Origin of the sequence: Paenibacillus sp. JNUCC32 (genome assembly GCF_014863545.1) — a bacterium.
In the GTDB taxonomy this organism is placed as follows: Bacteria; Bacillota; Bacilli; order Paenibacillales; family Paenibacillaceae; genus Paenibacillus_AQ; species Paenibacillus_AQ lautus_A.
In genome coordinates, this window is sequence record NZ_CP062260.1 from 5,017,333 (window position 1) to 5,041,332 (window position 24,000).

The 24,000-nt window shown below is 55.0% G+C and carries 21 protein-coding genes; 10 read left to right on the forward strand and 11 right to left on the reverse strand.

Translation table 11 applies throughout. The features are described 5' to 3' along the window. The first annotated feature begins 6 nt into the window (after positions 1–6). The 5 genes from JNUCC32_RS22250 to JNUCC32_RS22270 all read left to right on the forward strand — a co-directional run bounded on the left by JNUCC32_RS22250 (position 7) and on the right by JNUCC32_RS22270 (position 4,673). Positions 7–1,095, forward strand: coding sequence for an ArnT family glycosyltransferase (locus tag JNUCC32_RS22250; protein WP_228469014.1), 1,089 nt, complete (start codon positions 7–9; stop codon positions 1,093–1,095). 168 nt (positions 1,096–1,263) lie between these two features. Further along, entirely contained in the window at positions 1,264–1,902 is a 639-nt protein-coding gene (locus tag JNUCC32_RS22255) for a phage tail tape measure protein (RefSeq protein WP_192569866.1), read from the forward strand. A 55-nt stretch (positions 1,903–1,957) separates the two neighbouring features. Beyond that, a complete protein-coding gene (locus JNUCC32_RS22260) occupies positions 1,958–2,719 on the forward strand; it encodes a stalk domain-containing protein (RefSeq protein ID WP_192569867.1) in 762 nt (253 codons plus the stop codon). Between the two features lie 209 nt (positions 2,720–2,928). After that, positions 2,929–3,429 carry a sigma-70 family RNA polymerase sigma factor gene (locus tag JNUCC32_RS22265; protein WP_192569868.1) on the forward strand — a complete coding sequence of 167 codons (501 nt, stop codon included), beginning with the start codon at positions 2,929–2,931 and terminating at the stop codon, positions 3,427–3,429. Continuing rightward, positions 3,426–4,673 carry an anti-sigma factor gene (locus tag JNUCC32_RS22270; RefSeq protein ID WP_192569869.1) on the forward strand — a complete coding sequence of 416 codons (1,248 nt, stop codon included), beginning with the start codon at positions 3,426–3,428 and terminating at the stop codon, positions 4,671–4,673. The genes JNUCC32_RS22265 and JNUCC32_RS22270 overlap by 4 nt, the downstream gene beginning before the upstream one ends. 205 nt (positions 4,674–4,878) lie before the next feature. Here the strand turns inward: JNUCC32_RS22270 and JNUCC32_RS22275 are convergent, their stop codons facing one another. Further along, positions 4,879–5,073, reverse strand: a complete 195-nt coding sequence (locus tag JNUCC32_RS22275) for a hypothetical protein (RefSeq protein WP_192569870.1) — start codon at positions 5,071–5,073, stop codon at positions 4,879–4,881. Positions 5,074–5,315: 242 nt separating this feature from the next. Here JNUCC32_RS22275 and JNUCC32_RS22280 point away from each other — a divergent pair, with 242 nt between their 5' ends. From JNUCC32_RS22280 to JNUCC32_RS22295, 4 genes are all read left to right on the forward strand, one after another. Continuing rightward, complete coding sequence (locus JNUCC32_RS22280) at positions 5,316–7,784, forward strand: UvrD-helicase domain-containing protein (RefSeq protein ID WP_192569871.1); 2,469 nt, start codon at positions 5,316–5,318, stop codon at positions 7,782–7,784. A 384-nt stretch (positions 7,785–8,168) separates the two neighbouring features. Beyond that, entirely contained in the window at positions 8,169–8,576 is a 408-nt protein-coding gene (locus tag JNUCC32_RS22285) for a VOC family protein (RefSeq protein ID WP_192569872.1), read from the forward strand. Positions 8,577–8,967: 391 nt separating this feature from the next. Continuing rightward, the gene (locus JNUCC32_RS22290) at positions 8,968–10,482 is read left to right on the forward strand and encodes an MDR family MFS transporter (protein ID WP_096774682.1); all 1,515 of its coding nucleotides are present in this window, start codon (positions 8,968–8,970) and stop codon (positions 10,480–10,482) included. 4 nt (positions 10,483–10,486) lie between these two features. Continuing rightward, positions 10,487–11,068: a PadR family transcriptional regulator gene (locus tag JNUCC32_RS22295; RefSeq protein ID WP_096774683.1), complete on the forward strand. Its 582-nt coding sequence runs from the start codon at positions 10,487–10,489 to the stop codon at positions 11,066–11,068. Positions 11,069–11,165: 97 nt separating this feature from the next. Here the strand turns inward: JNUCC32_RS22295 and JNUCC32_RS22300 are convergent, their stop codons facing one another. The 3 genes from JNUCC32_RS22300 to JNUCC32_RS22310 form a co-directional block, all read right to left on the reverse strand. Continuing rightward, positions 11,166–11,996, reverse strand: coding sequence for an aldo/keto reductase (locus tag JNUCC32_RS22300; protein ID WP_009594154.1), 831 nt, complete (start codon positions 11,994–11,996; stop codon positions 11,166–11,168). Between the two features lie 224 nt (positions 11,997–12,220). Then, positions 12,221–12,592 (reverse strand): hypothetical protein, encoded by a 372-nt coding sequence (locus JNUCC32_RS22305; protein ID WP_012818768.1) that lies wholly within the window; start codon positions 12,590–12,592, stop codon positions 12,221–12,223. Between the two features lie 97 nt (positions 12,593–12,689). Then, positions 12,690–13,274 (reverse strand): nitroreductase family protein, encoded by a 585-nt coding sequence (locus JNUCC32_RS22310; RefSeq protein WP_012818767.1) that lies wholly within the window; start codon positions 13,272–13,274, stop codon positions 12,690–12,692. Positions 13,275–13,602: 328 nt separating this feature from the next. Between JNUCC32_RS22310 and JNUCC32_RS22315 the strand changes: the two genes are divergently transcribed. Continuing rightward, a complete protein-coding gene (locus JNUCC32_RS22315; RefSeq protein ID WP_192569873.1) occupies positions 13,603–15,603 on the forward strand; it encodes a S9 family peptidase in 2,001 nt (666 codons plus the stop codon). Between the two features lie 77 nt (positions 15,604–15,680). Here the strand turns inward: JNUCC32_RS22315 and JNUCC32_RS22320 are convergent, their stop codons facing one another. The 7 genes from JNUCC32_RS22320 to JNUCC32_RS22350 are packed head-to-tail and all read right to left on the reverse strand — an operon-like array spanning position 15,681 to position 23,985. Further along, positions 15,681–16,841 (reverse strand): N-acetylglucosamine-6-phosphate deacetylase, encoded by a 1,161-nt coding sequence (locus tag JNUCC32_RS22320; protein ID WP_192569874.1) that lies wholly within the window; start codon positions 16,839–16,841, stop codon positions 15,681–15,683. Between the two features lie 13 nt (positions 16,842–16,854). Next, positions 16,855–17,592, reverse strand: a complete 738-nt coding sequence (locus tag JNUCC32_RS22325) for a glucosamine-6-phosphate deaminase (protein ID WP_192569875.1) — start codon at positions 17,590–17,592, stop codon at positions 16,855–16,857. A 46-nt stretch (positions 17,593–17,638) separates the two neighbouring features. Then, positions 17,639–18,913 (reverse strand): Gfo/Idh/MocA family protein, encoded by a 1,275-nt coding sequence (locus tag JNUCC32_RS22330; protein ID WP_041621918.1) that lies wholly within the window; start codon positions 18,911–18,913, stop codon positions 17,639–17,641. After that, entirely contained in the window at positions 18,906–21,026 is a 2,121-nt protein-coding gene (locus tag JNUCC32_RS22335; RefSeq protein WP_192569876.1) for an alpha/beta hydrolase family protein, read from the reverse strand. Before JNUCC32_RS22335 ends, JNUCC32_RS22330 begins: the two co-directional genes overlap by 8 nt. Then, entirely contained in the window at positions 21,023–22,264 is a 1,242-nt protein-coding gene (locus tag JNUCC32_RS22340) for a Gfo/Idh/MocA family protein (RefSeq protein ID WP_192569877.1), read from the reverse strand. Before JNUCC32_RS22340 ends, JNUCC32_RS22335 begins: the two co-directional genes overlap by 4 nt. A 16-nt stretch (positions 22,265–22,280) precedes the next feature. Beyond that, positions 22,281–23,111, reverse strand: coding sequence for a carbohydrate ABC transporter permease (locus JNUCC32_RS22345; protein ID WP_009591862.1), 831 nt, complete (start codon positions 23,109–23,111; stop codon positions 22,281–22,283). Continuing rightward, positions 23,104–23,985 (reverse strand): carbohydrate ABC transporter permease, encoded by an 882-nt coding sequence (locus JNUCC32_RS22350; RefSeq protein ID WP_090910407.1) that lies wholly within the window; start codon positions 23,983–23,985, stop codon positions 23,104–23,106. The genes JNUCC32_RS22345 and JNUCC32_RS22350 overlap by 8 nt, the downstream gene beginning before the upstream one ends. Between the last annotated feature and the right edge of the window lie 15 nt (positions 23,986–24,000).

A 24,000-nucleotide genomic window follows, 5' to 3' on the forward strand; every position in this document is an offset into this window, starting at 1 on the left:
CGAAGGATGCTGTTGGTACTGATAGCAGCGGTTCTGGTGATGTCATGTTTGCTGGTGCTGACCGGTCTTCATGAACGTTCCCCCAGCATCAGCAGCGTGATCGAAGAACGGTATATCCAAAGTGCGGCCATGATCAGCCACCCCGGTAGAGACCTGGAAGAGCATGCCACCAGCGTCATGCCCGGTGTGCCGCTTATGATTGCCGGACTTACCGCCATATTCGGAAGCATGGAAGCTGCCCTGATCGGCTATCAGCTGCTCCAATGCTTCTTTCATGCATTTTCCGTCTACTTGGTGTTTGTGCTGTCCCGCTACATGTTCAATACGCGGATCGCTTTTCTCTCTTGCATGATTTATGCGCTATTCTGGCCGGCTTATGGCGCCGTTCGCCTGATCCTGCCGGATACGACCATGCAGACTTTGATGCTTCTTCTTGTCTGCGCCATCATCGGAGCGCTTGAATTGAAGCAGGCGGGATGGTACGCGGCTGCCGGCGCGCTTACGGCGCTTATGGCCTGCTACAATCTCCAGGCGCTGCTGTATCCTGTATTGTTCATTGCCTTCTGGATCAAATACCGCAGTCCGGTCAAGATCGTAACCGGGGGGATCCTTCTCATTAGCGCGGGATACCTGCTCATCTTGTCTCCATGGTGGCTGAACATCCCGCTGTTCAATAAATTGAGGTATATGTCCGGTCCGTGGAATCTCGCCGCGCTGTGGCTGGAATCCAGATACATCGAGGGCAATCCGTTGGTTCATCTGTTCCGAAGCATATTTGCGGGCCGCACCTCCAAATATGCGGCTGCCATCGGAAACGAGGAAGCAAGAAAAATCGTGCAATCCGCGTTGGATGCAGTCCGTCTGGTCATGCTGTTTGCCGGGGTCGCCGGCATCATCTGGTCCGTCTGGAAATACCGTCTGAAGCGGCAGCTACCGGTGCTGCTGACGCTGCTGTATTTTATTGCCGCCGAATGGCTCGTGCCGAGCCTGGACGGCACCGGATTTCCCTATGCGGTCTTCCTGCTGCTCTACGCGGCATTTCTCGCGGACAAAGCGATCATTTACGCGCATAAGACTCGCCTGCTTCGCAAATAAGCATCGCTCCCGAAGCCGGTCCGATCACGGTGGCCGCCTGCGCCTGAAAGCACTTTGATGTTGTGCTTTCAGGCGTTTTTTTCATATTTTTGTTGAACCTTTCAGATTGATAAAACGTCTATATTAGTATCGAAGCTTCCATACCTTCATGCCAGGAGGAATGACTGCATGAAATTAAACCGTAAATTCATCGCCATCCTTAGCATCGCCATAGCAAGCGTCCTGACGATAAGCACCATCCTGTACTTTACCGATGCTTCCCATCGCTCAGGCGGGAAGCACCGCATGAACGACAACATGAACGACAGCATGAACGGTCAGGCGCTGATTCAAGTCGGCGCCACCTACATCACGCATACACATTTAACCGCCTACAAGGATAACCTCACTAAGAGTGACACCCCCCTACCTGATGACTCCGCGCTCCTTAGAGAAATGGCAGCAAAGGAATTGATGCTTCAGCTGGCTGACGAAGAGGGCGTTGCGGCAAGCCTGGAGGATGGGGCTCAGAGGGCAAGGCAGCTTCGGGAAACGCTCGAGCGCCAGCCGCGACAAGTGCAAGAGCAGCACTTGCGCATGCTGGATGCGATGGGCATCAGCGAAGATCAGTACTGGGAAGATTACTCCCCGCCGGAATATCGGGACATGCTATCGATCGAACGTTTCATGAATAAACGGACGACGGAAATGAAGACAAACCAGCCTGACGTCATAACCAGTACGAAGCAGCTGAAGGAAGATCTGCTGAAAAAGGCTGTCGATGAGCAGAGAATCGTCCTATTGGATCCGGATATTCAATGGAGATAACGCCGCATTGGTATATAATGGAGTAAAAGTCCATATGCGATCATGGGAGGATATTATGAAAAAACGTTTCTCTTCTGTTCCTGCTTTTGCACTCGGCGCGATCGTCGGCGTGGCGCTGACAGCCGGTACGGCCGTTGGTGCCGCCGTTTATCTGAAGGCATTTCCATCCCAATCCAAAATTGTGGTCAACGGATCGGAAGCCCGGCTGTCGGATTCTCCGGTAGTCATACAGAACAAGCTGTATGTCCCCGTGCGGGACTTCTCGGAAGCGCTTGGGTACCGAGTCGGCTCCGTCGGTCCCGAGGGAATCGGAATTTTTCCCCAATCCTCGAATGGAGAGGCGATCCCGGTCGGCCCGACTGCGCCTTCCGAGTCCGAAGGAGCGCCTGCTCACGAGCGTCATTTGGTGAAAAACCTCGGCAAGCTGATCGAAGTCAACGGCGAATTGAATATGCAAAAGATTTATATCGTTATCGCTGCAGGTGAAGCGAGGCTGTATTCGCAAGATGAAGCCACCGGCAACGGGCTGCTGCATTATTTGATTCTAGACGGCGATTCTTCCCTTTACGCCCCGTTTGTACAGATGGACGGCCAAGCCGGCGAGCTTGATTACAACCTGCCGAATTTCGAAGGTCAGACCCCGCTTCATCTGGCGGTCATCCACAAGAATGACTTCTACATCGACAAGCTGCTGAACCAGCACAAGGCAGATGCCTCCCTTCAAGACGCTTCCGGAAAGACGGCGCTGGACTATGCCGAAAAAGACAGCAAGCAGTACAAATTGCTTACGGCCTACATCAACAAGAACAGCCAGTGATGTCCGAATCTGCAGAGGCGTCGTGAGCCCCACCGTTTACGGCAGCCTCCTTCTCTATGCAGCCCTTCATATGCTATCGGAAGCCCGCTCATTTGGCGGGCTTTTGCCTTTGCTTTAGCGATTTACGGGTAAAAGCCCCGTGTCATTTTTTCACAGCCTAACTGTAACTTTATGCCCTGGTTATACGTGTGTTACATAGAGGGGAGGACATGAAACTGAACAGTCTGGAATCGATTTATCAATATTACGTGAAAGACGTGTATCGTTACTTGTACTCCCTCTCTTACGATCACCATACGGCCGAGGACCTGGTGCAGGAAACCTTTTACCGGGCTTATTTGTATCTCGAGGATTGGAAGGAAGAACGAATCAAGCCATGGCTGTTTCGGGTTGCCCATAACGCTTACGTGGACTATCAGCGCAAGGCGAGCCGCAGCATCGTCCGGGACGCAGAATTTTTCGATCAGATGATAGACCGGAATACGCCCGAGAACATCCTGCTCCAGCAAGAAGTCCACAGAGAAATCGGACGGATGCTGGCCGATATTCCGGAGAAGCAGCGGCAAGCGGTACTCCTGGTCGATTTTCATCAATTCACCTACCAGGAGGCGGCGGATATTATGGGCATCACCTTATCCCATATCAAGATCACGTTATTTCGGGCCAGGCAGCGGCTGCGGGACATGAAACGAAAGGACGGGAATTTATGAGCGAAGAATTCAAGCAGCGGCTGAAGGACTATGCGGATGGCAAGCTGAATGACGAGGAAAAAAACGAAGTCGAACGGGAAATGGAGAAGCTGGAGGAATACCAGGCTTACGTGAACGAGATGATGGATAACGAGCGTTCGAGCGATGCCGGACCCCCGCATGCCGCTGACGGTCAGACCGGCCTCTCGCCCAAGAAAGAAAAGCGAATCATTCGCCGGGGCAAATGGCGGGCCCGAATCTCCAATACGTTGACGGTGATATCGGCGTTTCTGGCGATATTCGTCATCAGCTCGATCATTACGGCGCTGTTTTACGGGGTCGGCGATCCCAGCCGTAACGATAAATATCGGGATGCCATCGCTTCCGCCATCTCGATCTCGAAACCTAATATCGATGTCCCGCTAAGCAGTCAGGGTAAAGCCTTCTTCATGCAGGAAATGTACGGGGATATGGTCAAGCAAGTCGGGAGTGAACGCGTGACCGTCGGCGAATACACCGTCAACTTCCTGTTCGGACTGCCCTCCGTCGATACGGATTGGAAGAATGGCAGCTCGGGTTCATCCCAGATTTTCTACCGGCCGGATAGCTCTGCGGAGACTTCTTCCGCGAATCAAGAAGAACCCAACGAACAGTCAAATGAGCAGAACGCTAGCACCTCCTCTGCAAAGAGCGGTGATTGGTCCAGGCTTGAAAAGCTTCCCGAAGGCACCGTGGCCGAGGCTTATGTATCGTTTAACCGTTTCTTCACGACCGACGAACTGCTGAAGCAGTTCGAGAACCGGAATATGGAGGCCGTCTGGTTTGCCGTCGATACCGGGCCGGATGATCGATTCGGCGACGGAGACGGCGTAATCTCTCATCCTGTCGGCTTTCCTTCTTATCCCGTCTGGCATCATGACGATTTGACAGTGACCTCTTATCAGGAGCAAAAAACCGGATGGTTTAGCAAGACCACCCTCAGCGGCGGACAGTACCCTTCTGTAGACACCTACGGGGACGGGGAGCTGCGGAATGAGCACTTCCTCAAATCGCTGCGGCTTCTGCAGGAGTATGACCTGATTGCCGAACGGGTGGCTCCCTTCATTGACGTGGACGCTTCCGTAGCTTACGTGGAACAGAACGGCGTTCGCCTCTATGGTGCCGTCATTACCGGCCCTGTTAAAGAGCTGCTGACCTTGCGCGAGGTATCCTGGGTCCACGATCTGCGGGTCGGGGAAGTGCGGCTGTGGAATTGGATCGAGTGATGGTCGATGGCGAGTGCCGTATACTGTAATTGGCTTGCAACATGAAGTGAGGGCCGTCAGCCCTCCAAGCATGCCCCGGCCACGCTCCGTGCGTACAGGGATCAATGCGCACGTTATACAAGATGACTATTAGGGCGCAGATATCCCGGACTTCTTCCTTTATGGCAAGTCCGGGATTTTTCGTTAGTCATATAAAAGATTCAGGTCATGAATGATCCCTGCTGCCTGCGCTTGACTCGTGGGACCATTGCTCCATTTGCTGCTTCTTCTCCCGCTCCTCCCGGATTCGGCGGTCCCTCTCCATCGCGTCAGCAATATAATCGCGCGGTTTCAGCTTGCTGTTGATGTTCAGCAAAATGCCGATCATGATGAGCTGCAGCAAAGTAATAACAACCAGCATGACATCCCTCCTCCTACATGGATTATGGATACTCTTGAACATTCCTACTTAATATAACACCTTCTCCCTCTATCAAGTTGGGAGTGAAGCTTATGCTCATAGCCCTCATGAACGGTGATTCATGCCATGAATCATAAGAGCTTCGCCCATGCGCTTACCCATATCCTGCACTTTGCCAGACTTCCGAGAATCCGTTAAACTGGTAAGACGATAAACGATAAACGAAATGATTGGTGAATTTCATGACATCCATACCCTTTTATAAACGCCCGTACGGCGGTGAGCGTCAGGATATTCCGTTTGCGAAGCTGGCTTCCTTCGAGAACAGCCGGGACCTGATCCGCGATGACGCGCCGGATGCGGCTTTTTTTCGCGGCTTGGAATCCCAGGGACTGCTGCTGAACCGCGCCCAGATCCAAGCCGTACGACATACGCAAGGACCGCTGCTTACGCTTGCTGGCGCAGGCTCCGGCAAAACCTCCGTGCTGGTCAGCCGGACAGGCTACCTTATTGCCGCCAAGAGCGTCGACCCTTCTTCCATCCTGCTTGTCACCTTCTCCTCCAAGGCGGCGGCCGAGATGAAGGAACGCATCATGGCGCTTCCCGGCTTGAGGTCCAGCGAAACAGCCAAGGTAACGGCCAGAACCTTCCATTCCTTCTTCCTGTACTTGCTGCGAACCCGCGGCTACAAGCAGGAAATCCTGAGCAACGCCAGGCATCAGCAATTTATCATGAAGCGCATTCTGCGGGAAATGGGCTTGCAGGATAGCTACGAAGCCGAGACGCTGCTATCGCTGTGGTCCGCCCATCGGATGAGTATGACCGGACTTGACGAGCTGCCTGTCAAAACGCCTGCCGAGGTTGAACAGCGGCAGATTTTTGCCCGGTATGAAGCATGGAAGGAAGAGCATGGCCAGATGGATTTCGACGACATTCTGGTCTTGTCCTATCGTCTGCTGTCCCATGATTCCGGACTGCTCGCCTCCCTTCAGAGGCGGTACCGTTATGTCATGGTGGACGAGTTTCAGGATACGGGACTGCTGCCTTATGAGCTGCTCAAAAAAATCGTCGCCCCGCACCGCAATTTAATGGTTGTGGGTGACGATGACCAGACCATATACGGCTTCAACGGGGCGCGCAACGAATTCATTCTGGAATTCGACCAGACGTTTCCCGGGGCCAAGGTCGTGACGCTCGATATCAATTACCGCTCCCTCTCCTCGATCGTCGGACTGGGGAACGAAATTATCCGCGTCAATGAACGGCGGCGCCCCAAGCAGCTGCGGTCGACCCGCAAGAGCAGCTGCGTGCCGCTCTACCTTCGACCCGGCGATCCCGATCAAGAAGCGGAGCTGCTGCTGACCCATATCACCGAGCAGGTCCGGGAGCACGGGAAGCAGTACCGCGACCATGCCATTCTCTATCGCACCGCAAACAACAGCCGGGCGATCTTCGAGCAGCTCGTGATGCGGGAAATTCCGTTCATACATTATGAGAATGGGGATCTGTTCTACGAGCAGTGGATCGTCAAGCCGCTCATGGATCATCTGCGGCTGTCGCTGGACCGGCGCAATTTCACGGCGATGGAGGGCATGCTTCATACGCTGTACATCAACCGCGACAAGGGCATGGCTTTCATCCGGCAGCAGGATGCTCCGCGGCCCAAGAAAGGGCCTCTGTCGCACCTTCTTTCCTTCCCCGGGCTGAAGGATTTCCAGATCGAGAATATAAGGGAACGCTCCAAGCTCATCAAGAGCCTGAAGGCGATGGAGCCCCTTCAAGCCGTGCAGGAAATGAGACGCCAATTCTACGACAAATTCCTGGAGGCCGACGAGCGGCAGGAGATTACCCTCCATAAGGAATTCATTCAAGAAGGGCTGGATGAACTGGAGGCTTCCGCGAAGCGCTTTGGCGATATCGCTGAATTCGTCGGATTTGTCGACCGGCTGATCATCATCCATAAGGAAATGGCGGCCATGAAACGGGATGAGCATGCCGATGCCGTCCGCTTAATGACCATCCATAAATCCAAGGGGCTGGAATTTCCCTCCGTGTGCCTGATTGGAGCTAGCGAAGGCATTCTGCCGCATACGTCCGCTTTGGACGCCGAGCGCAGGGACGATCAGCGCCCGCTGTCGGACAAAGAGGATAAAGCCTTGGATGCGCTGGAAGAGGAACGCAGATTGGCTTATGTTGCCATCACCAGAGCACGGGATGAACTGGTGATCAGCTCCCCGGGCTTTTATCGCGGACGGAAAGCGGAGGTTTCCCGCTTCTTCCGGGACGTGTTCCTCACGGATGAACAGAGCAAACAGGGCAACAGCATACCGAACAAGGGCGCAGGGTCAGCGGCCCGCACAGCCTTTACGGCGCAACGTACGATCCGCATAGAAACCTCGGCCAAGCCTTCATCGCCTTCCGCTTCTGCCGGACGAAGGACCGGGAGCGCCGTTAACCAGACGAGCCAACGTTTCGGTTCAGGTTCACGGTCAGGGTCGAGCTCTGCTCCCGAGCCGCAGTCTCCGGCTGCTCCCGCAGCGACGGAAATCGTCGACGTATGGCTGTGCACCAGCCCTAATTGCAAGGGCTGGCAGCGAGTCAACGCACGTATCCCTGTTAACACAAGGGATCGGGAGAGCAAGTCCTGTCCATTATGCCAGGCACCCATGAAACAGGGTCGCAAAGAAGTCCCGGTGCATCACAGGCGCTAGGGGCAATTCGTTCTACTAAATAGCTCGATTTACAAAGCGGTTAGGTGAAACATAGCGGTTTCTGGAATCATGAATACAACGATTATCGCAGCTTTTGCCATTCCTACGCAGCATGATACCCGCCTGAATGAATTGTCGTGCCGCAAGCGCACGTCGATGTCCCCAAACCCGAAGCCTGTTATCGCAGGCCTCGGGTTTTTGACATTCCAAGACGGCATAACGATAGTAGGCTTTCCATTGCATAACGGATCGGCTCAGTCAGGATTCCGGTTTTATTTTTCCGATGCCGCAAATAAATATGGAAGCGTATACAGAATGCGTTACAATGGACATAAGAGATCATCTTATTTCATGTTTTGATACATACCGAGGAGGAATGCCGTCATGATTAAAGGAATTGCCCATCTGGCGTTCGATGTTGCCGATATGGAGAAATCCCTGCATTTTTACTGTGATGTGCTTGGTTTTACCCGTGCTTTTGATATTCCCAATGATCAGGGCGAACCGTGGATCGAGTACATTAAGGTGCGTGATGGACAGTTTATCGAGCTGTTTTACGGCGGACAAAATAAACCGGCCCGTGTAGAGCGGCCCGTCGGATTCTCCCATCTCTGCCTTGAGGTGGAAGACATCGAGCGCATCGCGGAGCATCTTCGCAAGCAGGGCGTGAAGCTGGACGTTGAGCCGGTTCAAGGAAAAGACTTCAACTGGCAGTGCTGGGCCAGGGACCCGGACGGCAACCGGATCGAATTCATGCAGCTGGATCCAAAATCGCCGCAGATGAACTGTTAGACGCTACCATCGCCAGCCGAATCTCTGTCATACCTTACCCGAGGCCCCTGTGGAAATAAGTATCCGCTTGATCTCCGTTTCATTATCCCGTGCAAGTTACCACACGAAACATGCAGAGCTGAAAAATTATCCGAACCATGCGGCCGCTTTCCGAAACGAATCTGCCGACAAGGGTCTTGACTGCAACAGCATTCCGGCGGCTGTCGCCCGATAATCTCAAGGTCATCCCGTATACAGGGTTGACCTTGTTTTTTCTTGTACAAAATGTAGAGACAGGCCTTGCATTCAACATCTTGCCAACTTCTGTTAATCCGGCTACAATATAACCACCGAATTATTCAAATTTGAATAATATGTACATAGTTGAATAAGGAAAAGGAGTATCCTTAACATGAATGCACAACAAAGCAACATCAAATTGGTCGTGGCTGGTCTGCTGCTCGGCATCTTCATGGCCGCCATCGATAACACGATTGTAGCGACCGCGTTATCGACGATTATTCGCGATCTTCAGGGCTTCGACCAAGTCGTCTGGGTAACCTCGATCTACATGGTTGCCGTTATGGCCGGCACGCCGATATTCGGCAAGTTGTCCGATATGTACGGACGGAAGCGGTTCTTTATCTTCGGATTGGTTGTCTTCCTGATTGGTTCTGCCCTCTGCGGGATGGCAAACAATATGACAGAGCTTATTATTTACCGGGCGATTCAAGGAATCGGCGGCGGTGCTCTTATGCCGATTGCCTTTACCATCGTGTTTGACCTGTTCCCGCCGGAGAAGCGCGGCAAGATGACAGGTCTGCTCGGCGCCGTATTCGGCACCTCCAGCATTATGGGACCGCTGCTGGGTGCATTTATTACCGACAGCATCGGCTGGGAATGGATATTCTATGTCAACGTTCCGATCGGGATCGTATCCTTCATTTTCATTATGACGTCTTACAAGGAATCGCGTTCCCATGCCAAACAGAAGATCGATTGGACCGGGGCAGCGACGCTTGTTGGCGCGATCATCTGCTTGATGTTCGGTCTGGAGCTGGGCGGGCAAACCTATGCATGGGATTCCCCGCAAATTCTGGGCTTGTTCGGGGGATTCATTGCTTTGTTTATCGTGTTTCTGTTCGCAGAGACCCGAGCAGCCGAACCCATTATTTCATTCCAAATGTTCCGTAAACGCCTGTTTGCTTCAAGCAATATCGTTGCCTTGTTCTATGGAGCAACGTTTATCGTGGCAACCATCTACATCCCGATCTTCGTCAGCGGAGTGTACGGTGGATCCGCAACCAATTCGGGCCTCATTCTGATGCCGATGATGCTGGGCAGCGTATTCGGGAGCCAAGGCGGCGGTATGCTGACGACCCGGACTTCGTTTAGAAACATCATGATCCTGTCCGTCTTGTGCTTTATCACAGGCATTTTCTGCCTGAGCACGATCAGCCCGGATACGCCGCGCTACCTGTTAACGCTCTTCATGGTCCTGACCGGCTTTGGCGTCGGGTTCTCGTTCTCCACGCTCAGCATGGCCTCCATCCATAACTTTGATGCCAGACAGCGGGGCGCGGCAACATCGACGAACTCCTTCCTTCGTTCCTTCGGCATGACGGTGGGGATTACAATCTTCGGGATCATCCAGCGCAACGGCCTGAACAACCGGCTCGCGGAAGCCGGAGGAAACGCGCCGGCCGGTGCCGAGTTAAACGCGGATGCCGTCCTTTCGCCTGAAGTGATGGGGCAGCTCCCACCGAACGTGCGCGAACAGATCACGGCTTCATTGGCCGATTCCATCGCGAACACGTTCATGTGGGCGCTTGTGCCGGCGGTGCTGGCGCTTGTGTTCGTCCTTATGATGGGCAACGAACGGGTGACCGTTCCCGCCAAAGCCCCCGCCAAAGCCAAGGGAGCCTGATGGCATGTCCATGAAGCTGGCCATCCTGGGCTTGCTGCTGGAAGGAGACCATCATCCGTACGAGATCCGGATCAAGATGAAGGACCGGGGCATGGATCAATATACCAAGCTCCAGATGGGTTCCCTTTATTACGCGGTGGACCGGCTCGCCAAGGAAGGATACATCGAGGCCGTGGAAACCATCCAAAGCGACAGCCGTCCGGACAAAACCATCTACCGGATCACGGAATCCGGACGCAAGCTTTTTGAACAGCTGCTGCTCAAAAAGTTCAGGGACATCGAGCCCGTGCACCACCCGCTGTATATGGCGCTGCCCTTCTCGCGCCACGCAGACCCCGCCGTTCTGGCCCCGATCCTGCAGACCCGGATCCGGGAAGCCGAACACCGGGTGAACCAGGCGTACCAACTATACGTGGAGCATCAGCATATCGTCCCCCGCAGCACGCAGCACCTGATGATCGGGATGTATGAGCACGCCAAGACCGACCTGAACTGGTTAAGACGGCTGCATGAGGACCTGGTGCATGGGAAGCTCGGCACGATCGGCGAGCCGTTGTTTCCCGAGGACGACCAGGAAGGACGATAATGCCAAGGGGGCTTTCCACCTGCTATTGAATACGCAAAAAAAGCGAGCACTTCCCTCACTCAGGGTTGGTGCTCGCTTTTTTATATGAAAACGAAATTTAGAACAGGAACTCATCCGGGTTGGAGCCAAAACGTTTGTTTTGGTTCAAGCCGTCAATGGCCGCCATATCTTCTGCGGAAAGCTCGAAATCGAAGATGCCGGCGTTTTCACGGATCCGATGATCTTTAATCGATTTCGGAATGACGATGACGCCGTTCTGAATGTCCCAGCGCAGAATGACTTGCGCCGTGGTTTTTCCGTATTTCTCCGCGATCTGCGCGAGTGCCGGTTGATCGAGGTTGCCCTGCATCAACGGACTCCAAGCTTCCAGAACGATATGATTCTCGCGTGCATAGCCCAGCAGCTCCTTCTGGGAAAGCAGCGGATGCAATTCCACTTGGTTGACGACAGGTACCACGCCGGTATCCTCAATGATATGCTGCAGGTGGCGGATTTGGAAATTGCTGACGCCAATGGAACGAACGAGGCCTTCTTTTTGCAGATGAATCAATGCCTTCCACGTCTCGAGGTATTTATCTTTACCCGGCCAGTGCACGAGATATAAATCAACGATATCCAGCCCCAGCTTCTTGCGGCTCGTCTCAAAAGCTTGCAGCGTCTTCTCATAACCCTGGTCATCGTTCCATACCTTGGTGGTGATGAACAGCTCGTCCCGCGAAACTCCGGATTCGCGAATGGCTTGCCCTACGCCCTCTTCATTGCCGTAGATGGCAGCGGTATCGATGCTGCGGTACCCTGCAGCGATTGCTGATTTTACGGACTGAATAACCTCTTCGCCTTCTTTGGTCTTCCATACGCCAAGGCCCAGCCACGGCATTTTTACGCCGTCATTCAAAGTAGGTCCATCGGTAAAAGTTTGATTGGCCATTCTGAAATCCCTCCTGTTTATGTAATGCAGCGGATATTTGGCCGCTTTCTCCAGTATATCAAAATCCCAGTATCCCGCTCAACGTTACAGCCCTTGCAAGGGCTGCGGACATTTTTTAACTAATCCCATCATTCATCGCCAAAAAAGGCCGTCCTATGAGCAGCATGCTGCTATAGGCTCGGCCCTTTATTAATCGTTACGGCATTTGCATGTAACCTATCGGTTTAAACCTTGCGTCTAAAAATACCGAAGGTCAGCAGCCCGCATGCCGCCAGAAACAGATACGGCCCAGCGGCCGCTCCTCTGATCGTCTCTCCAAAAAAATCAATGGTCTTGGACGACACGTACATCATGGTCAGGAAAATAGCGACCAGCGCAAAAGCGTAGGCAATCAGCTTGTTCATCTTCTTCTCGCGAACCACTTTCAAAAACGGATAGATGAAACATACGATGAACAACACGCCGCCCTGCATAAAGCCGTTCTCCGCAGCCACGCCGATATCCAGCCATTTAAAAAAGAAAGAGGCTATCGCCAAACAGGTTGCGATAAAAATAAATTTGCTCCCCAGATCCCACTGTTTAAACCGAAATTTCATCCATGTACACTCCCCTAGTGTCAATCCCCGGATGCCCAGCACCCTTCGATAAACTTAGGGTCATTATACCGGATTTTTGCGGCCGGGGATAGATCAACTACAGGTCTGCAGCACTATTCAGCCATACCGTCTTGTTCGCGGCCGGTTGACGTTTCCCCTGCTTCGGCTCCATGTCCGGATATCCGATGTACAGGAAACCCAGCATTTTATCGTCAGGCTTCAATCCGAACGCTTGGTTCATCAACGCGTGGAAACACGGCTCGCCGGTTCTCCACACGGCGCCAAGACCCAGCTCATGAATTTGCAGCAGCATGTTCTGGATGCCGGCGAATACCGCTCCGTACTCTTCCAGCTCAATCACCTTCGGATCCGTCGACGGCTCAACCGCCACACCGATGACGACCGGAGCGCGGTACGCCTTCGTACGTCCCGATTCGCGCGCTGCGTTCACGGCCTCTTCGCTCGTATCGTCGCCGCCGGCCACCTGAATATCCCCCAGGGCATTGCCGAGCACGTCGCGGCCTTCCCCTTGCATGACAAAGAATTTCCACGGCTCCGTCAGCTTGTGGTTCGGCGCCCAAGTTCCTGCTTCGACGATCTGTTCGATCAACTCCTGCGGTACGGCGTCAGGCTTGACCTTGCCAAGGCTGCGGCGCGTGCGGATAGCTTCACTTACGTTCATATTTGATTTCCTCCCGAGCTCTATATAGTTGGTCTTATTTGCATACTCCTAATTGAGAGTCTATCTCAATTATAACAAAAAGAGAAGGGGACACCTATCGAGATTCTCGGATACGGTTCATGTCATAAATTGACCAGTTGAAGAATAACAAGCTCTTCTCTGTCTCCAAATCCTCGATTACAGCCTAGAATTATTGTAAATCCTCCTCTGTTTTACTAGCATTTGGATCGAAACGTTCACATCCTTACCCTCTATTTCATCTAGATTTCCATGCCATTATCTGGGATAATGAGGTTTAACTCACACAAGAAGATTAGGAGGATGATTCATGACTGATAAGCGACTTATAACGCCCGAGGATTTGTACCGGATGCACTGGGTGAATGACCCTGTCGTATCCCCCGCAAGCGGGGCCATAGCCTATGTACATAAGTCCGTGAGCGAAAAGCACGACGGTTACCGTTCCCATATCCGCCTGCTTCCCGCAGGGGGCGCTCAGGATATTCCCTTCACTTCCGGCGAAGCCGATGCAGCACCCGCTTGGTCCCCCGACGGGTCTGAGCTTGCCTTCTTGCGCAAAAAGGGCGATAAGCCACAGGTATGGATCATGCCTGCCAACGGTGGGGAAGCCCGCCCCGCTACCGACCTGAAGCACGGCGTCAGCGCATTTAAATGGTCGCCGGACAGCTCGCGCCTGCTGGTTCGGAGCGAAGCCGAAGCGGCTGAATCTACCGAAAGCGAAGAGAAAGACAAAGACGACAAGCACAAGCTGCCGGAAGAAAAAATCATTAACCGCATTAAATATAAAGCCGATGGCCCCGGATTATGGAATGACCGCCGACATCATCTATTTATCGTGAATCCGGCTACGGAAGAATGCAAACCAATCACCGAAGGCGATTTTGACGTATATGCCTTTGCCTGGTCACCCGACGGCGGCAGCATCGCATACAGCAGCACCCTCGCCACGGAGCATTTCCCGGACCCGGATCTTCGCTTGACGAACGATGTGTTTGTCATGGACCTGTCCAGCGGATCGGTAACCGAAATCACGGACGGAACCCTCTCGATCGGTTCCATTGCGTTCACCCCGGACGGGCAGCATGTACTCATGCTTGCCAGCGATCTCAGCTGCGGGTTTGCCACGCTGACCAAAATCCACCTGGTTCCGCTCTCGGGCGGAGAAGCCCGCGTCCTCTTCACGGACATGGACGTTCAGCTCGGGCACGCCGCTGTCAGCGACATGAGAGCTGGGGCGGGAACGCCTCCCCTGTTCAGCAAGGACGGCCGATCGGTTTACGTTCAGCTCAGCCAGGATGGGGGCGTCCATATTGGACGTTTTGCCTTGGACGGCTCCTCCTTCGAGCTGGTGGTGGCAGGTGAACGCGAGGTGTACCAATTCGCACTGACACCGGAAGAAAACGTGGTATTTGCCGCTGCCGACCCGCTGCAGCCGGGCGATCTGTTCAGCCTCACTACAGGCAGCAACGAGGAACGCCGTCTGACGAACTGCAATGAGGAGCTGTGGAACGAGCTTACGTTAAGCACGCCGGAGTCCTTTACGTTCCGTACGTCGGACGGCTGGCCGATCCAAGGCTGGATCATGAAGCCTGCCGGCTTCGCGGAAGGCTCCAAGGTCCCGGCCGTGCTGGAGATTCATGGCGGTCCGCAAGCCATGTACGGACACACGTTTATGCATGAGTTCCAGCTGCTGGCAGCAGCCGGCTATGCCGTTTTCTATACCAACCCGCGGGGCGGCCATGGATACGGTCAAGTCCACGTCAATACCGTCAGAGGCGATTACGGCGGGCGGGATTACCAGGATCTGATGGAAGCCGTGGATTATGTTGTGAATACCTACACTTATATCGACGCTTCCCGTCTCGGCGTGACCGGCGGCAGTTACGGCGGCTTCATGACCAACTGGATCGTCGGTCATACCGACCGGTTCCAAGCTGCGGTAACCCAGCGCTCGATATCGAACTGGATTTCCTTCTACGGCGTCAGCGATATCGGCTATACCTTTACCCAGGATCAAATCTGGGGCAATCCTTGGGACGATCTCGACAAGCTGTGGAAGCACTCCCCGCTCGCTTACGTGAAGAATGTCAGCACGCCGCTGCTTATCCTTCACGGCGAACAGGACCTCCGCTGCCCGATCGAGCAGGGAGAACAGCTGTTTATCGCCTTGAAGCGACTGGGCCGTGAAACCCAGCTGATTCGCTTCCCCGGCGCGGACCATAACCTGTCCCGCAGCGGCAATCCGCACCTGCGGGTCCGGCGCCTCAGCCACATCGTCCGCTGGTTCGTGGAGCATATCGAAAAATAACATCAAAAGAAAAACCATCCCCGTGCGAGCTGGCGCAATGAACGCTCGCATCAGGATGGTTTTTTTGTGTTGGTTCATCAAACAGGACCGTACACCCTCTCGCCCGCTACAACGGTCTCCCGGACCACCATGCCCGATCCGTCCGTATCGCAGTCGAACAGCGTCAGGTTCGCCGGGCTCCCGAGCGCAAGCTCGCCCAACTGCGGCATATCCAGCACCATAGCCGGGCGGACCGTGACCGCGCTTACTGCTTCCGCCAGCGTCATATCCGTATAGCGAATCGCATTCGCAATGCCAACCTCCAGCGAAGAAGCGGATCCGGCCAGTATCGCCGGATTCGCTACCGTATGCAGGCGCCCGTCCGCTGTCAGCTCGACTTCGCCTCCGATGAGGCTGCTGTACCTTCCGGGAGCCATGCCGCCGAACATGACGGCATCGCTGACAAGCACCGCTTTGTTCCGTTTTGCCCGCAGCATCGTTTTCAGCACAGGGGGCGCCAGATGGTGGCCGTCCGGTATAAAGGTGGCCCATAACCGGTCGTCCGCCAGTTGGTGCCAGATATAGTTGGGGTGGCGCGGCAAAACGGGCTGCGAGCCGTTCCCCAGATGCGTCGAAACCGTTGCCCCTGCCTGCACCGCCCGATCGATCTGCTCGCCGGTTGCCATCGTATGCCCGATCGCGACGATAACACCTGCCTTGACTACCTTCTCTATAAATGGAACCGAGCCTTCGCGCTCTGGCGCGAGTGTCACCATCCGGATAAGCCCGTCAGCCGCATCCTGAAGCCGTTGAAACTCATCCCAATCCGGATTCCGGATATACTCCCTCGGATGCGCCCCGCGACTGCCGTCTTCATCGGAAAGATAGGGGCCTTCCATATGAATGCCGACTATCGAGGCGCTCCCGAACTGCTTGGACCCGGCATACTTGGACAATGCCTGAAATGCTTGACGCATCCGGTCGTAGCTGCCCGTGATGACCGTCGGCAAGTAGGCGGCGACCCCGCACCGATGCAGCGCCCGCGTCACGCCTTCAATGTCGCTTTGCGACGTCACGGTTCCATTCAAATCGTATCCGCCGAAGCCGTTGACCTGCACATCGATCCAGCCGCTGCTGATCCAGGGCAGCAACGCCGTCTTATCCCCCTGACCTAACCGTCGTATGGCCGCGATCCGTCCGTCTGACGACTCTACCTCAACCGGCTCGCCGGTGTGCGGGAGCTTTCCACGCCACATCATAGGTGCCCCCTGCCTAAGCCCATTGATATATCGGCGCTGCCGATGCTTTATCCAGATACAGCATCCAGCTGGAATGCCTCTTCAGGATGGTAGCCGGCACCCGGTTATCGACCCCGCCTTGAATCGTATTTTGAATGGCTGCCGCTTTCGCCTGATGAGGCACGACCGATACGATATGGCGGCTCTTCAAAATCTGCTTGACCGTCATCGTAATCGCCTGTTTGGGCACTTCCTCATTCGATGCAAACCAGCCTTCCCTTACCTGCTGGCTCTTGCAGGTATCGCTGAGATTCACGATCGTATAAGGCGAATCGTTATCAAAATCGGCCGGCGGATCATTAAAGGCAATATGCGCATTCTCCCCGATCCCGATCAGGGCCAAATCCACGGGCGCTTTGACGATTTCCTCGTTCAGCCGCTTCACCGTTTCCTCGGGATCGCCCTCCCCGTTGATGAGCCAAGCTTGGCCGACGCTCGCATATTTCAGGAAGCGCTCCTTCAAGTACTTGCGAAAGCTCGCCGGATGGGATTCCGGCAGCGCGATGTATTCGTCCAAATGGAACATTTCGATTCGTTCCCATTCCAGATTCAGCTTCACGAAGTGCGACAAAAACTCAAACTGAGACGCGCCCGTCGACAGGACGATTCGCGCTTTTCCTTTCTCCGCGATTGTATCGCGGAGAATCGCCTCGCAAGCGCGGGCCGCCTCCAAGCCTGCCTGATCCGCATGTTCCAAGATGTTCAACTGCATAATGATAATTCCTCCTTGTTGTACAACATTGTAGAAATGTAAGCCATTAGGCCAGAACGCCGCTATTCATAAATTCCTCCAGCCTCACCATGCGTTTTTCTACGCGGGAACGCTCGGCGGCAAACGCCATCAGATGACTCTGGATCGATGCTTGGGCAGAGGTTGTACTGTTATGCTGTCCCTTGGATTGAACCGACTTCACAAAATCGGCGATCAAACGCATATCCCCGCCGCCATGGCCTACATGGCCTTCCGGATCGACGAGCTGGATCACTTCCTGCTTGCCGCTGCCGAAACGGCGGATCTCGATCTCATTAGTCTCCATCGTGGCCCGTATTTCGCCTTCGGTGCCCATTAGCTTGATGGTACGGTTGCATTTCTCCGTGAACGCGCTCATCGTGAACACCGCCGTAATGTCATGCTCGAACTCCATGCTGACGACCTGATGATCCACGACGTCGTTATCGCAGTGGTACACACACCGGCCAAAAGGACCCTCCAGCATCGCTTGGTAACGCGCTTCGTAACTCGGGTCGTTGCTCGCAGCCTCGCCTTTCCAGCCCGCATTCTCGATCAAATACGTATTCGGCGCATAGTACTGGCATTCGTGCGATACCGGGCATCCATCCAGGCATCGCTTCGGCGCGCCGGGCGGAGCCGACTCCGGACGGAAATGCGACAGGTGGCCATAGGAGGCCACGCTTAGGCATCGGCCTCCCGCCAGCCATTGCATGATGTCCAAGTCATGGCAGGATTTGGCCAAAATCATCGGACTGGATGACTCGCTGTTATTGAAATATCCCCGCACATACGAGTGGGCCTGGTGCCAATAGCCGACGTTCTCGTTGTGCTGGATCGACATCAGGCGGCCGATTCGTCCTTCATCGAGCAGCCGTTTAAGCTCTTGGAAAAAAGGCGCATACCGGAGAACATGGCAAATCGTTAACGTACGGTCGAAGGCTTCCGCCTGCCGGCCCATATCGATGCATTCCTGCCACTCCGGGGACATCGGCTTTTCCAGCAGCACATGATACCCGGCTGCCAACGCCTTCATGGTCGGCTCATAGTGGTCCCGGTCCCTCGTGCAGATGAAGACCGCATCCGATTGACGGGGGCCGGCAAACAGCTCATCCCAGCTTGCAAAGCATTGCTCATCCGCTATCCCGAACTTCGCTTGGCAGCGGCTGCGCCGCACCTCATCCGGATCGGCAACGGCAACAATCTGCATCTCCTCCGGTCGCTGGAGCGCATATCCGCTGTAAATCATGCCGCGAAGGCCGGCTCCGACCAGCGTGACCGTTAGTGGTTTTGGTTTACTCATGTCCTTCCACATCCTTTCCCTCTAGTTGCCAACGATATTCTACCCGCGGTTCGTTCAGCTCGGAGGGATCAAGCATCTTGAAAATGCCGGGAAACACGACGCTCATCGCTTCCTCCTCCTCAAGCTGCCGAGCCCTGACCAGATCGGCTGCGCTGCTCACAGGATGAATGGCCGTAATCGCGCCGATTCTATGGTCAACCTCCGCGGCAAGCTGCACATACAACCCTTCCCGACCTACCGTATAGAACGGGGCCGCTCCCGCCTGCCACTCATCAAAGTGGGAGATAACCTCCATGCACCGGATGACATCGTACGTGCGCAGCGCAGCCAAACTGTCCCCGAGCCAGATCAAATCATCGGCAAGCTTATGCAGCACCCCAAAATAAGAACGCGCGGGCTTACCATAGATCGGATAGGGCTCATGAGGACCGACCCCGGACGTGTTCAGCACCAGCACGGCGCGGCCGGATCGGCAGGTTTCCTGAATCCAGGCCCAATGCGCTTTCAGCTGACGGGTCCCTCCCCGCCAAACGGCAACGGTCAGCGGCCGCCTTCGTTCGGCTGTATCCTCGGCCAGTCGGAATACATAACCGCTGTTCATGATGCCCTCCTGCGACCACCACAAGCGATAATCGGCCTCAAGGCCCTCCACTGCGCCCAGCCCAATGATGCGCGGGTTCAATTCGCAAGGCTTCCGGGAGGCGTAAATCTTCTCCTGCAGCCACTGCCTTGCTTGATCCTGTCTTTGCTGCGTCGGCAGCAGCGAACGGGCTGCTGCCAGCTGGTCGCAGCGATCGGCATTGAAGTCCCGGATCGTCCTTCCGTCCGCCTTATCCCGGTACACCTGACCGCCGGGACTGCACCACAGTTGTTCCGGAGGCAGCGCCTCGATCTTCATGGCATCGTTGGGAACAACCTTCACCTCGAGATGCCGGACGAAAAATGCCGCGGCCGCCGCGGCCAGCCGATCCGTATAGCGGTGCGTCGAGGCGTCGGTCACAAGCTGCAGGTCGCCCGGGTGACCGAGCAGCTCCCAGAAGCGCCTGCAGCGATCAACGGTGCGCCGCGTGCCTTCAATCGGGAAGAAATCGTATTCTGCCGCCAACACGATCAGCGGCTTCGGCGCAAAAGCGATAAGCAGATCCTCATGGTCGTAACCCAGCCCGGACAGGCCCGGCCATACCTGCTCGGCATCCTGCACGCCGCCGGCATGCATGTACAGCTGCCGGTTCATGATGAAGGTGGCGGGAGCCGCCGCCGCAATGCGTTCATCGCAGACCATCATCATGGCCGTCTGCGTTCCGCCGCCGGAATTTCCCGTTACGCCGATCCGCGAAGGATCGACCTCGGGCCGTTCGCACAAGTAGTCGATGGCACGCATGGCATCGTGAACGAAATATCGGGCTACGCTGTCGCCGAGCATATGGCACTGAACGCCATACTGCTGATGCTCCTTCGTTCCCCATAGGACGCTCCCTTCCCGATCCTCGAAATCATGAAGGCTAAGGCGCTCGCCCTGCCCGATCGGATCCATGGCCAGCACGATGATGCCCGCCCGGACGAAGTGCTGGATGACGCGCTGATAATAGGCATCATGCTTCGCCCCCAGCTCGTGCCCACTCAGAAACAGGACGGCCGCGGAGCGTTCTTCCCGGTGATCGGGCAGATACAGATTCGACGTGACGGCATACCCCGGAAGGGACTCGAACATCACCTTCTCTACTTGAAAGCCGGTTCCGCGAATACATCCCGTTGTGCGTCCGTTAAGAAGGGTATCGGTTCTGCCACCTGACATGTTGCCGGCGTCCCCCGCGGACCAGCGCGAACGTTCCTTAAGCGGAGAGCTGTCAGGCGATGTTTCCTCCCCGAAGGCCGCCGTTTCCTCCCTTTCCAGGTTCGCGAATGCATCGGGAAGACCGCCGATGGACTTCAGGAAGGCTGCCCTTATGGCCTCCTGCCGCTCTCTTGCCGCCTCGGCCGTGACGATGGAATCGCGAATAGCATCCCCGGCGGCAAATGCGGCATCGGAACGCTCGAACACATGCGCTTTCAACTGATCCCGCGTGTCGTATAGCGTGCAGACATACTGCTCCAGTTCCTGAACGCTGTTCATCTCGATGAACTCCTGTTGACGAGCGTCGGCGAAACGTCCGGCAGCTTCATCGCCCGGCCTTCGGCAATGGAGCGATTGGCCGTGGCGCCGATCAGAAGGGATTCGGCGCCTACCGAGCTGTCGGCTTGTTGATCTAGCGGATCTTCGATCCCGCCTTCGAACAGCGCCTTGCGCAGCTTCGCATCCCCGCCGCCGTGACCGGCGGCCGATGTATTGACCTCGACCAGCTCTTCCGTGCCATCGGCTCTGAAAATATGAATCCGGCTCGCTTCCCCTTGCTTCATATCCGCGTTGCTGTATACATTCGAGACCTCAATCCGGCCTTTGCTGCCGTTGATCGCGGCGCGCCAGCCTTCATACGGGCTATAGGCGACGAGGGAATAGGTCAGCATCGCATCATTGTCGTACCGGACATTGACCGACATCGTGTCATAAATGTCGATCCGGCCGTCAAACAGGCAGCGGTCCCGCAAATAGCCGTCAGCTTCTTCCGCCTGGCGATAGTATTTTTCAAGAAACGGATCCTTTTCGATATCCATATAGAACTCACACTCGTCTTTCCGGTGGCAAGTCAGGCATCGTGCTCCATGGTCCTGCCGGTCGTCCCCGTACACCCGTCTCGTCCCAAACGCATGAACTTCCGCGGGACGGCTGTTCATCCACCAGTTCACGATGTCGAAGTGATGCGTGGACTTGTGAACCAGCAGCCCGCCGCTGTTCTTCATCTCGGCGTGCCATCTGCGGAAATAGTCCGCGCCATGCCGGCGGTCCAAAAACCACTCCAGATCAATATGGTAAACATCTCCGATGACTCCTTGCAGCAGCAGTTCCTTCACGGTCGCAAAATAAGGCGCAAACCGAAGGTTGAACGTGACCGTCACCTTCTTGCCGCTCTCCGACTCCGCCTGCAGTATCTCCCGGCACTTGTCTTCGTCAATCGTCATCGGCTTCTCGCTAATGACGTCGCAGCCTGCCCTCAAGGCTTGCACGATATAGGTATGATGCGTGTAATCCGTACTCGCCACGATCACGACATCCGGCTTCGCGGCGGCGATCATTCCGTCAAAATCATCGTAGACGGGGATCCCCCCGCACTCCTCGCTCAGAAAGCGCGCCCGCACCGGATTGGCATCATACACGCCTTCAAAGGCAAGGGCACCTCTCCAGTCGGTAACCATCGGCTTAGCAAACATATACAGCGCTCTCGATCCAGCGCCGACCAGCACGTACTTCTTCATGTCGTAAGTTCCTCCTTCAGCCTTTCATCCCTGTCGAAGCGATGCCTTGAACAAATTGCTTCTGCGCGAACAGATAGACGATGACGACCGGCAGCGTCGTAATAACGGCCCCCGCCATCAGCAGCGCTTGATTGACGTTCTCCGATTTCAGGTAGAGCAAGCCGAGCGGCAATGTGTACAATTCCTTGTCTTGCAGGTAAATCAGCGGGCCCAGCGTGTTGTTCCACGCGCCCATGAAGGTGAATACGCCCAGCGCGGCCAGCGCCGGCTTGCACAGCGGCAAATAAATTTTGAAGAATATGCCCGGCGGGCTGCAGCCGTCGATCGTAGCCGATTCATACAGCTCTTTGGGCAAGGATTTAATGAACTGATGCATCAGGAAAATACCGAACGCCCCGCCCAGAAAGCTGGGCACGATCAAAGGGTAATACGAATTCAACGCCCCGAATTCCTTCCAGATGAAATAGGTCGGGATCATGGTCACTTGCGACGGAATCATTAGGGTAGCCAGCATGATCATATAGATCAGCCCCCGCAGCCGAAAGGTAAACATCGCCAGCCCGAAGGCCACGAAAGCGCTGGAGACCAAGGATCCCACCATCTCGATCGAAACGATGAAAAAGCTGTTCAAGGTATATCGGCCGAAGTCGACTTTATTCCATATCGTCACATAGTTATCCCAATTCAGCGGATTCGGGATGAGCTGCGGCGGCATCTGCGAGATGGCGCCAACCGTCTTCAGCGACGTGGACAGCATCCATATGAAAGGGAACACCATGAAAACCGCACCGGCAATCAGCAGCAGGTACATCAGCACCTTAAGCAAGGGGTGAGTCGTCTTAGTCATAGTGCACCCACTTTTTCTCGAAATACTTCTGGAACAACGTGAAGCTCAGGATGATGACAAACAGCAGCCAGGCCGTTGCCGATGCCGGTCCCATCTTGAAGAGCAGGAACGCGTCCCGGTACACCAGCAGATTCGGCACCATATTTCTCTCCGGTATGCCCGTGGTGATGGAGCCGAACAGACCGAGGAACACGTCGAATGCCTGGAATGCCGAGATGGTAGACAAAATCATGACGAGATACACCATCGGCGTCACCATCGGGAATACCACCTTCGTCAGCTGCTTCCAGCCATTGGCGCCATCGATCTGCGAGGCTTCCAGCACCTCTTTCGGAACGTTCTGCATGCCGGCCAGAATCATGATCATGGATTGGCCCACGCCCTTCCATACCTGAACGATCGCGATGCTGGATATGACCATCAGCCAATGGCTGCTGTCAATCCATTTGACGGGGGCAAGGCCGACAGACTCCAGCACCCAGTTAATCACGCCGTATTGATAGTTGAACATCCACACCCAGACCACGCCGCCGGCGATCCACGGTGTCACGACGGGGAGGAAATAGAACAGCCGGAACAAGCCCTTGGCCCGGATGGCCTGATTCAGCATGAATGCGATCACGAATGCCATTAACGTCTGAATCGGCACGAAGATGAGCGCAAACACAAACACGTTCCGGATGGACACCCAGAACTCGTGCTTGTTCAGGACGCGCACCCAGTTGTCCAGTCCGATCCACCTCGGCGGGTTAAACAAATCCCACTCCGTGAAGGAAATATACGTGGAGAAGAGGATCGGAAATAAGAGAAAAACCACGACATTGATGACAAACGGCAATGTGAAGATATAACCCCAGTATCCTTGTTTCTGCATGACACACCTGCCTTT

What these genes read in the sequence shown, in the direction of transcription:
- JNUCC32_RS22250 (WP_228469014.1), top strand. Translation starts at nt 7, where the DNA reads ATGCTGTTGGTACTGATAGCAGCGGTTCTGGTGATGTCATGTTTGCTG.
- JNUCC32_RS22255 (WP_192569866.1), top strand. Translation starts at nt 1,264, where the DNA reads ATGAAATTAAACCGTAAATTCATCGCCATCCTTAGCATCGCCATAGCA.
- JNUCC32_RS22260 (WP_192569867.1), top strand. Translation starts at nt 1,958, where the DNA reads ATGAAAAAACGTTTCTCTTCTGTTCCTGCTTTTGCACTCGGCGCGATC.
- JNUCC32_RS22265 (WP_192569868.1), top strand. Translation starts at nt 2,929, where the DNA reads ATGAAACTGAACAGTCTGGAATCGATTTATCAATATTACGTGAAAGAC.
- JNUCC32_RS22270 (WP_192569869.1), top strand. Translation starts at nt 3,426, where the DNA reads ATGAGCGAAGAATTCAAGCAGCGGCTGAAGGACTATGCGGATGGCAAG.
- JNUCC32_RS22275 (WP_192569870.1), bottom strand. Translation starts at nt 5,073, where the DNA reads ATGCTGGTTGTTATTACTTTGCTGCAGCTCATCATGATCGGCATTTTG.
- JNUCC32_RS22280 (WP_192569871.1), top strand. Translation starts at nt 5,316, where the DNA reads ATGACATCCATACCCTTTTATAAACGCCCGTACGGCGGTGAGCGTCAG.
- JNUCC32_RS22285 (WP_192569872.1), top strand. Translation starts at nt 8,169, where the DNA reads ATGATTAAAGGAATTGCCCATCTGGCGTTCGATGTTGCCGATATGGAG.
- JNUCC32_RS22290 (WP_096774682.1), top strand. Translation starts at nt 8,968, where the DNA reads ATGAATGCACAACAAAGCAACATCAAATTGGTCGTGGCTGGTCTGCTG.
- JNUCC32_RS22295 (WP_096774683.1), top strand. Translation starts at nt 10,487, where the DNA reads ATGTCCATGAAGCTGGCCATCCTGGGCTTGCTGCTGGAAGGAGACCAT.
- JNUCC32_RS22300 (WP_009594154.1), bottom strand. Translation starts at nt 11,996, where the DNA reads ATGGCCAATCAAACTTTTACCGATGGACCTACTTTGAATGACGGCGTA.
- JNUCC32_RS22305 (WP_012818768.1), bottom strand. Translation starts at nt 12,592, where the DNA reads ATGAAATTTCGGTTTAAACAGTGGGATCTGGGGAGCAAATTTATTTTT.
- JNUCC32_RS22310 (WP_012818767.1), bottom strand. Translation starts at nt 13,274, where the DNA reads ATGAACGTAAGTGAAGCTATCCGCACGCGCCGCAGCCTTGGCAAGGTC.
- JNUCC32_RS22315 (WP_192569873.1), top strand. Translation starts at nt 13,603, where the DNA reads ATGACTGATAAGCGACTTATAACGCCCGAGGATTTGTACCGGATGCAC.
- JNUCC32_RS22320 (WP_192569874.1), bottom strand. Translation starts at nt 16,841, where the DNA reads ATGATGTGGCGTGGAAAGCTCCCGCACACCGGCGAGCCGGTTGAGGTA.
- JNUCC32_RS22325 (WP_192569875.1), bottom strand. Translation starts at nt 17,592, where the DNA reads ATGCAGTTGAACATCTTGGAACATGCGGATCAGGCAGGCTTGGAGGCG.
- JNUCC32_RS22330 (WP_041621918.1), bottom strand. Translation starts at nt 18,913, where the DNA reads ATGAGTAAACCAAAACCACTAACGGTCACGCTGGTCGGAGCCGGCCTT.
- JNUCC32_RS22335 (WP_192569876.1), bottom strand. Translation starts at nt 21,026, where the DNA reads ATGAACAGCGTTCAGGAACTGGAGCAGTATGTCTGCACGCTATACGAC.
- JNUCC32_RS22340 (WP_192569877.1), bottom strand. Translation starts at nt 22,264, where the DNA reads ATGAAGAAGTACGTGCTGGTCGGCGCTGGATCGAGAGCGCTGTATATG.
- JNUCC32_RS22345 (WP_009591862.1), bottom strand. Translation starts at nt 23,111, where the DNA reads ATGACTAAGACGACTCACCCCTTGCTTAAGGTGCTGATGTACCTGCTG.
- JNUCC32_RS22350 (WP_090910407.1), bottom strand. Translation starts at nt 23,985, where the DNA reads ATGCAGAAACAAGGATACTGGGGTTATATCTTCACATTGCCGTTTGTC.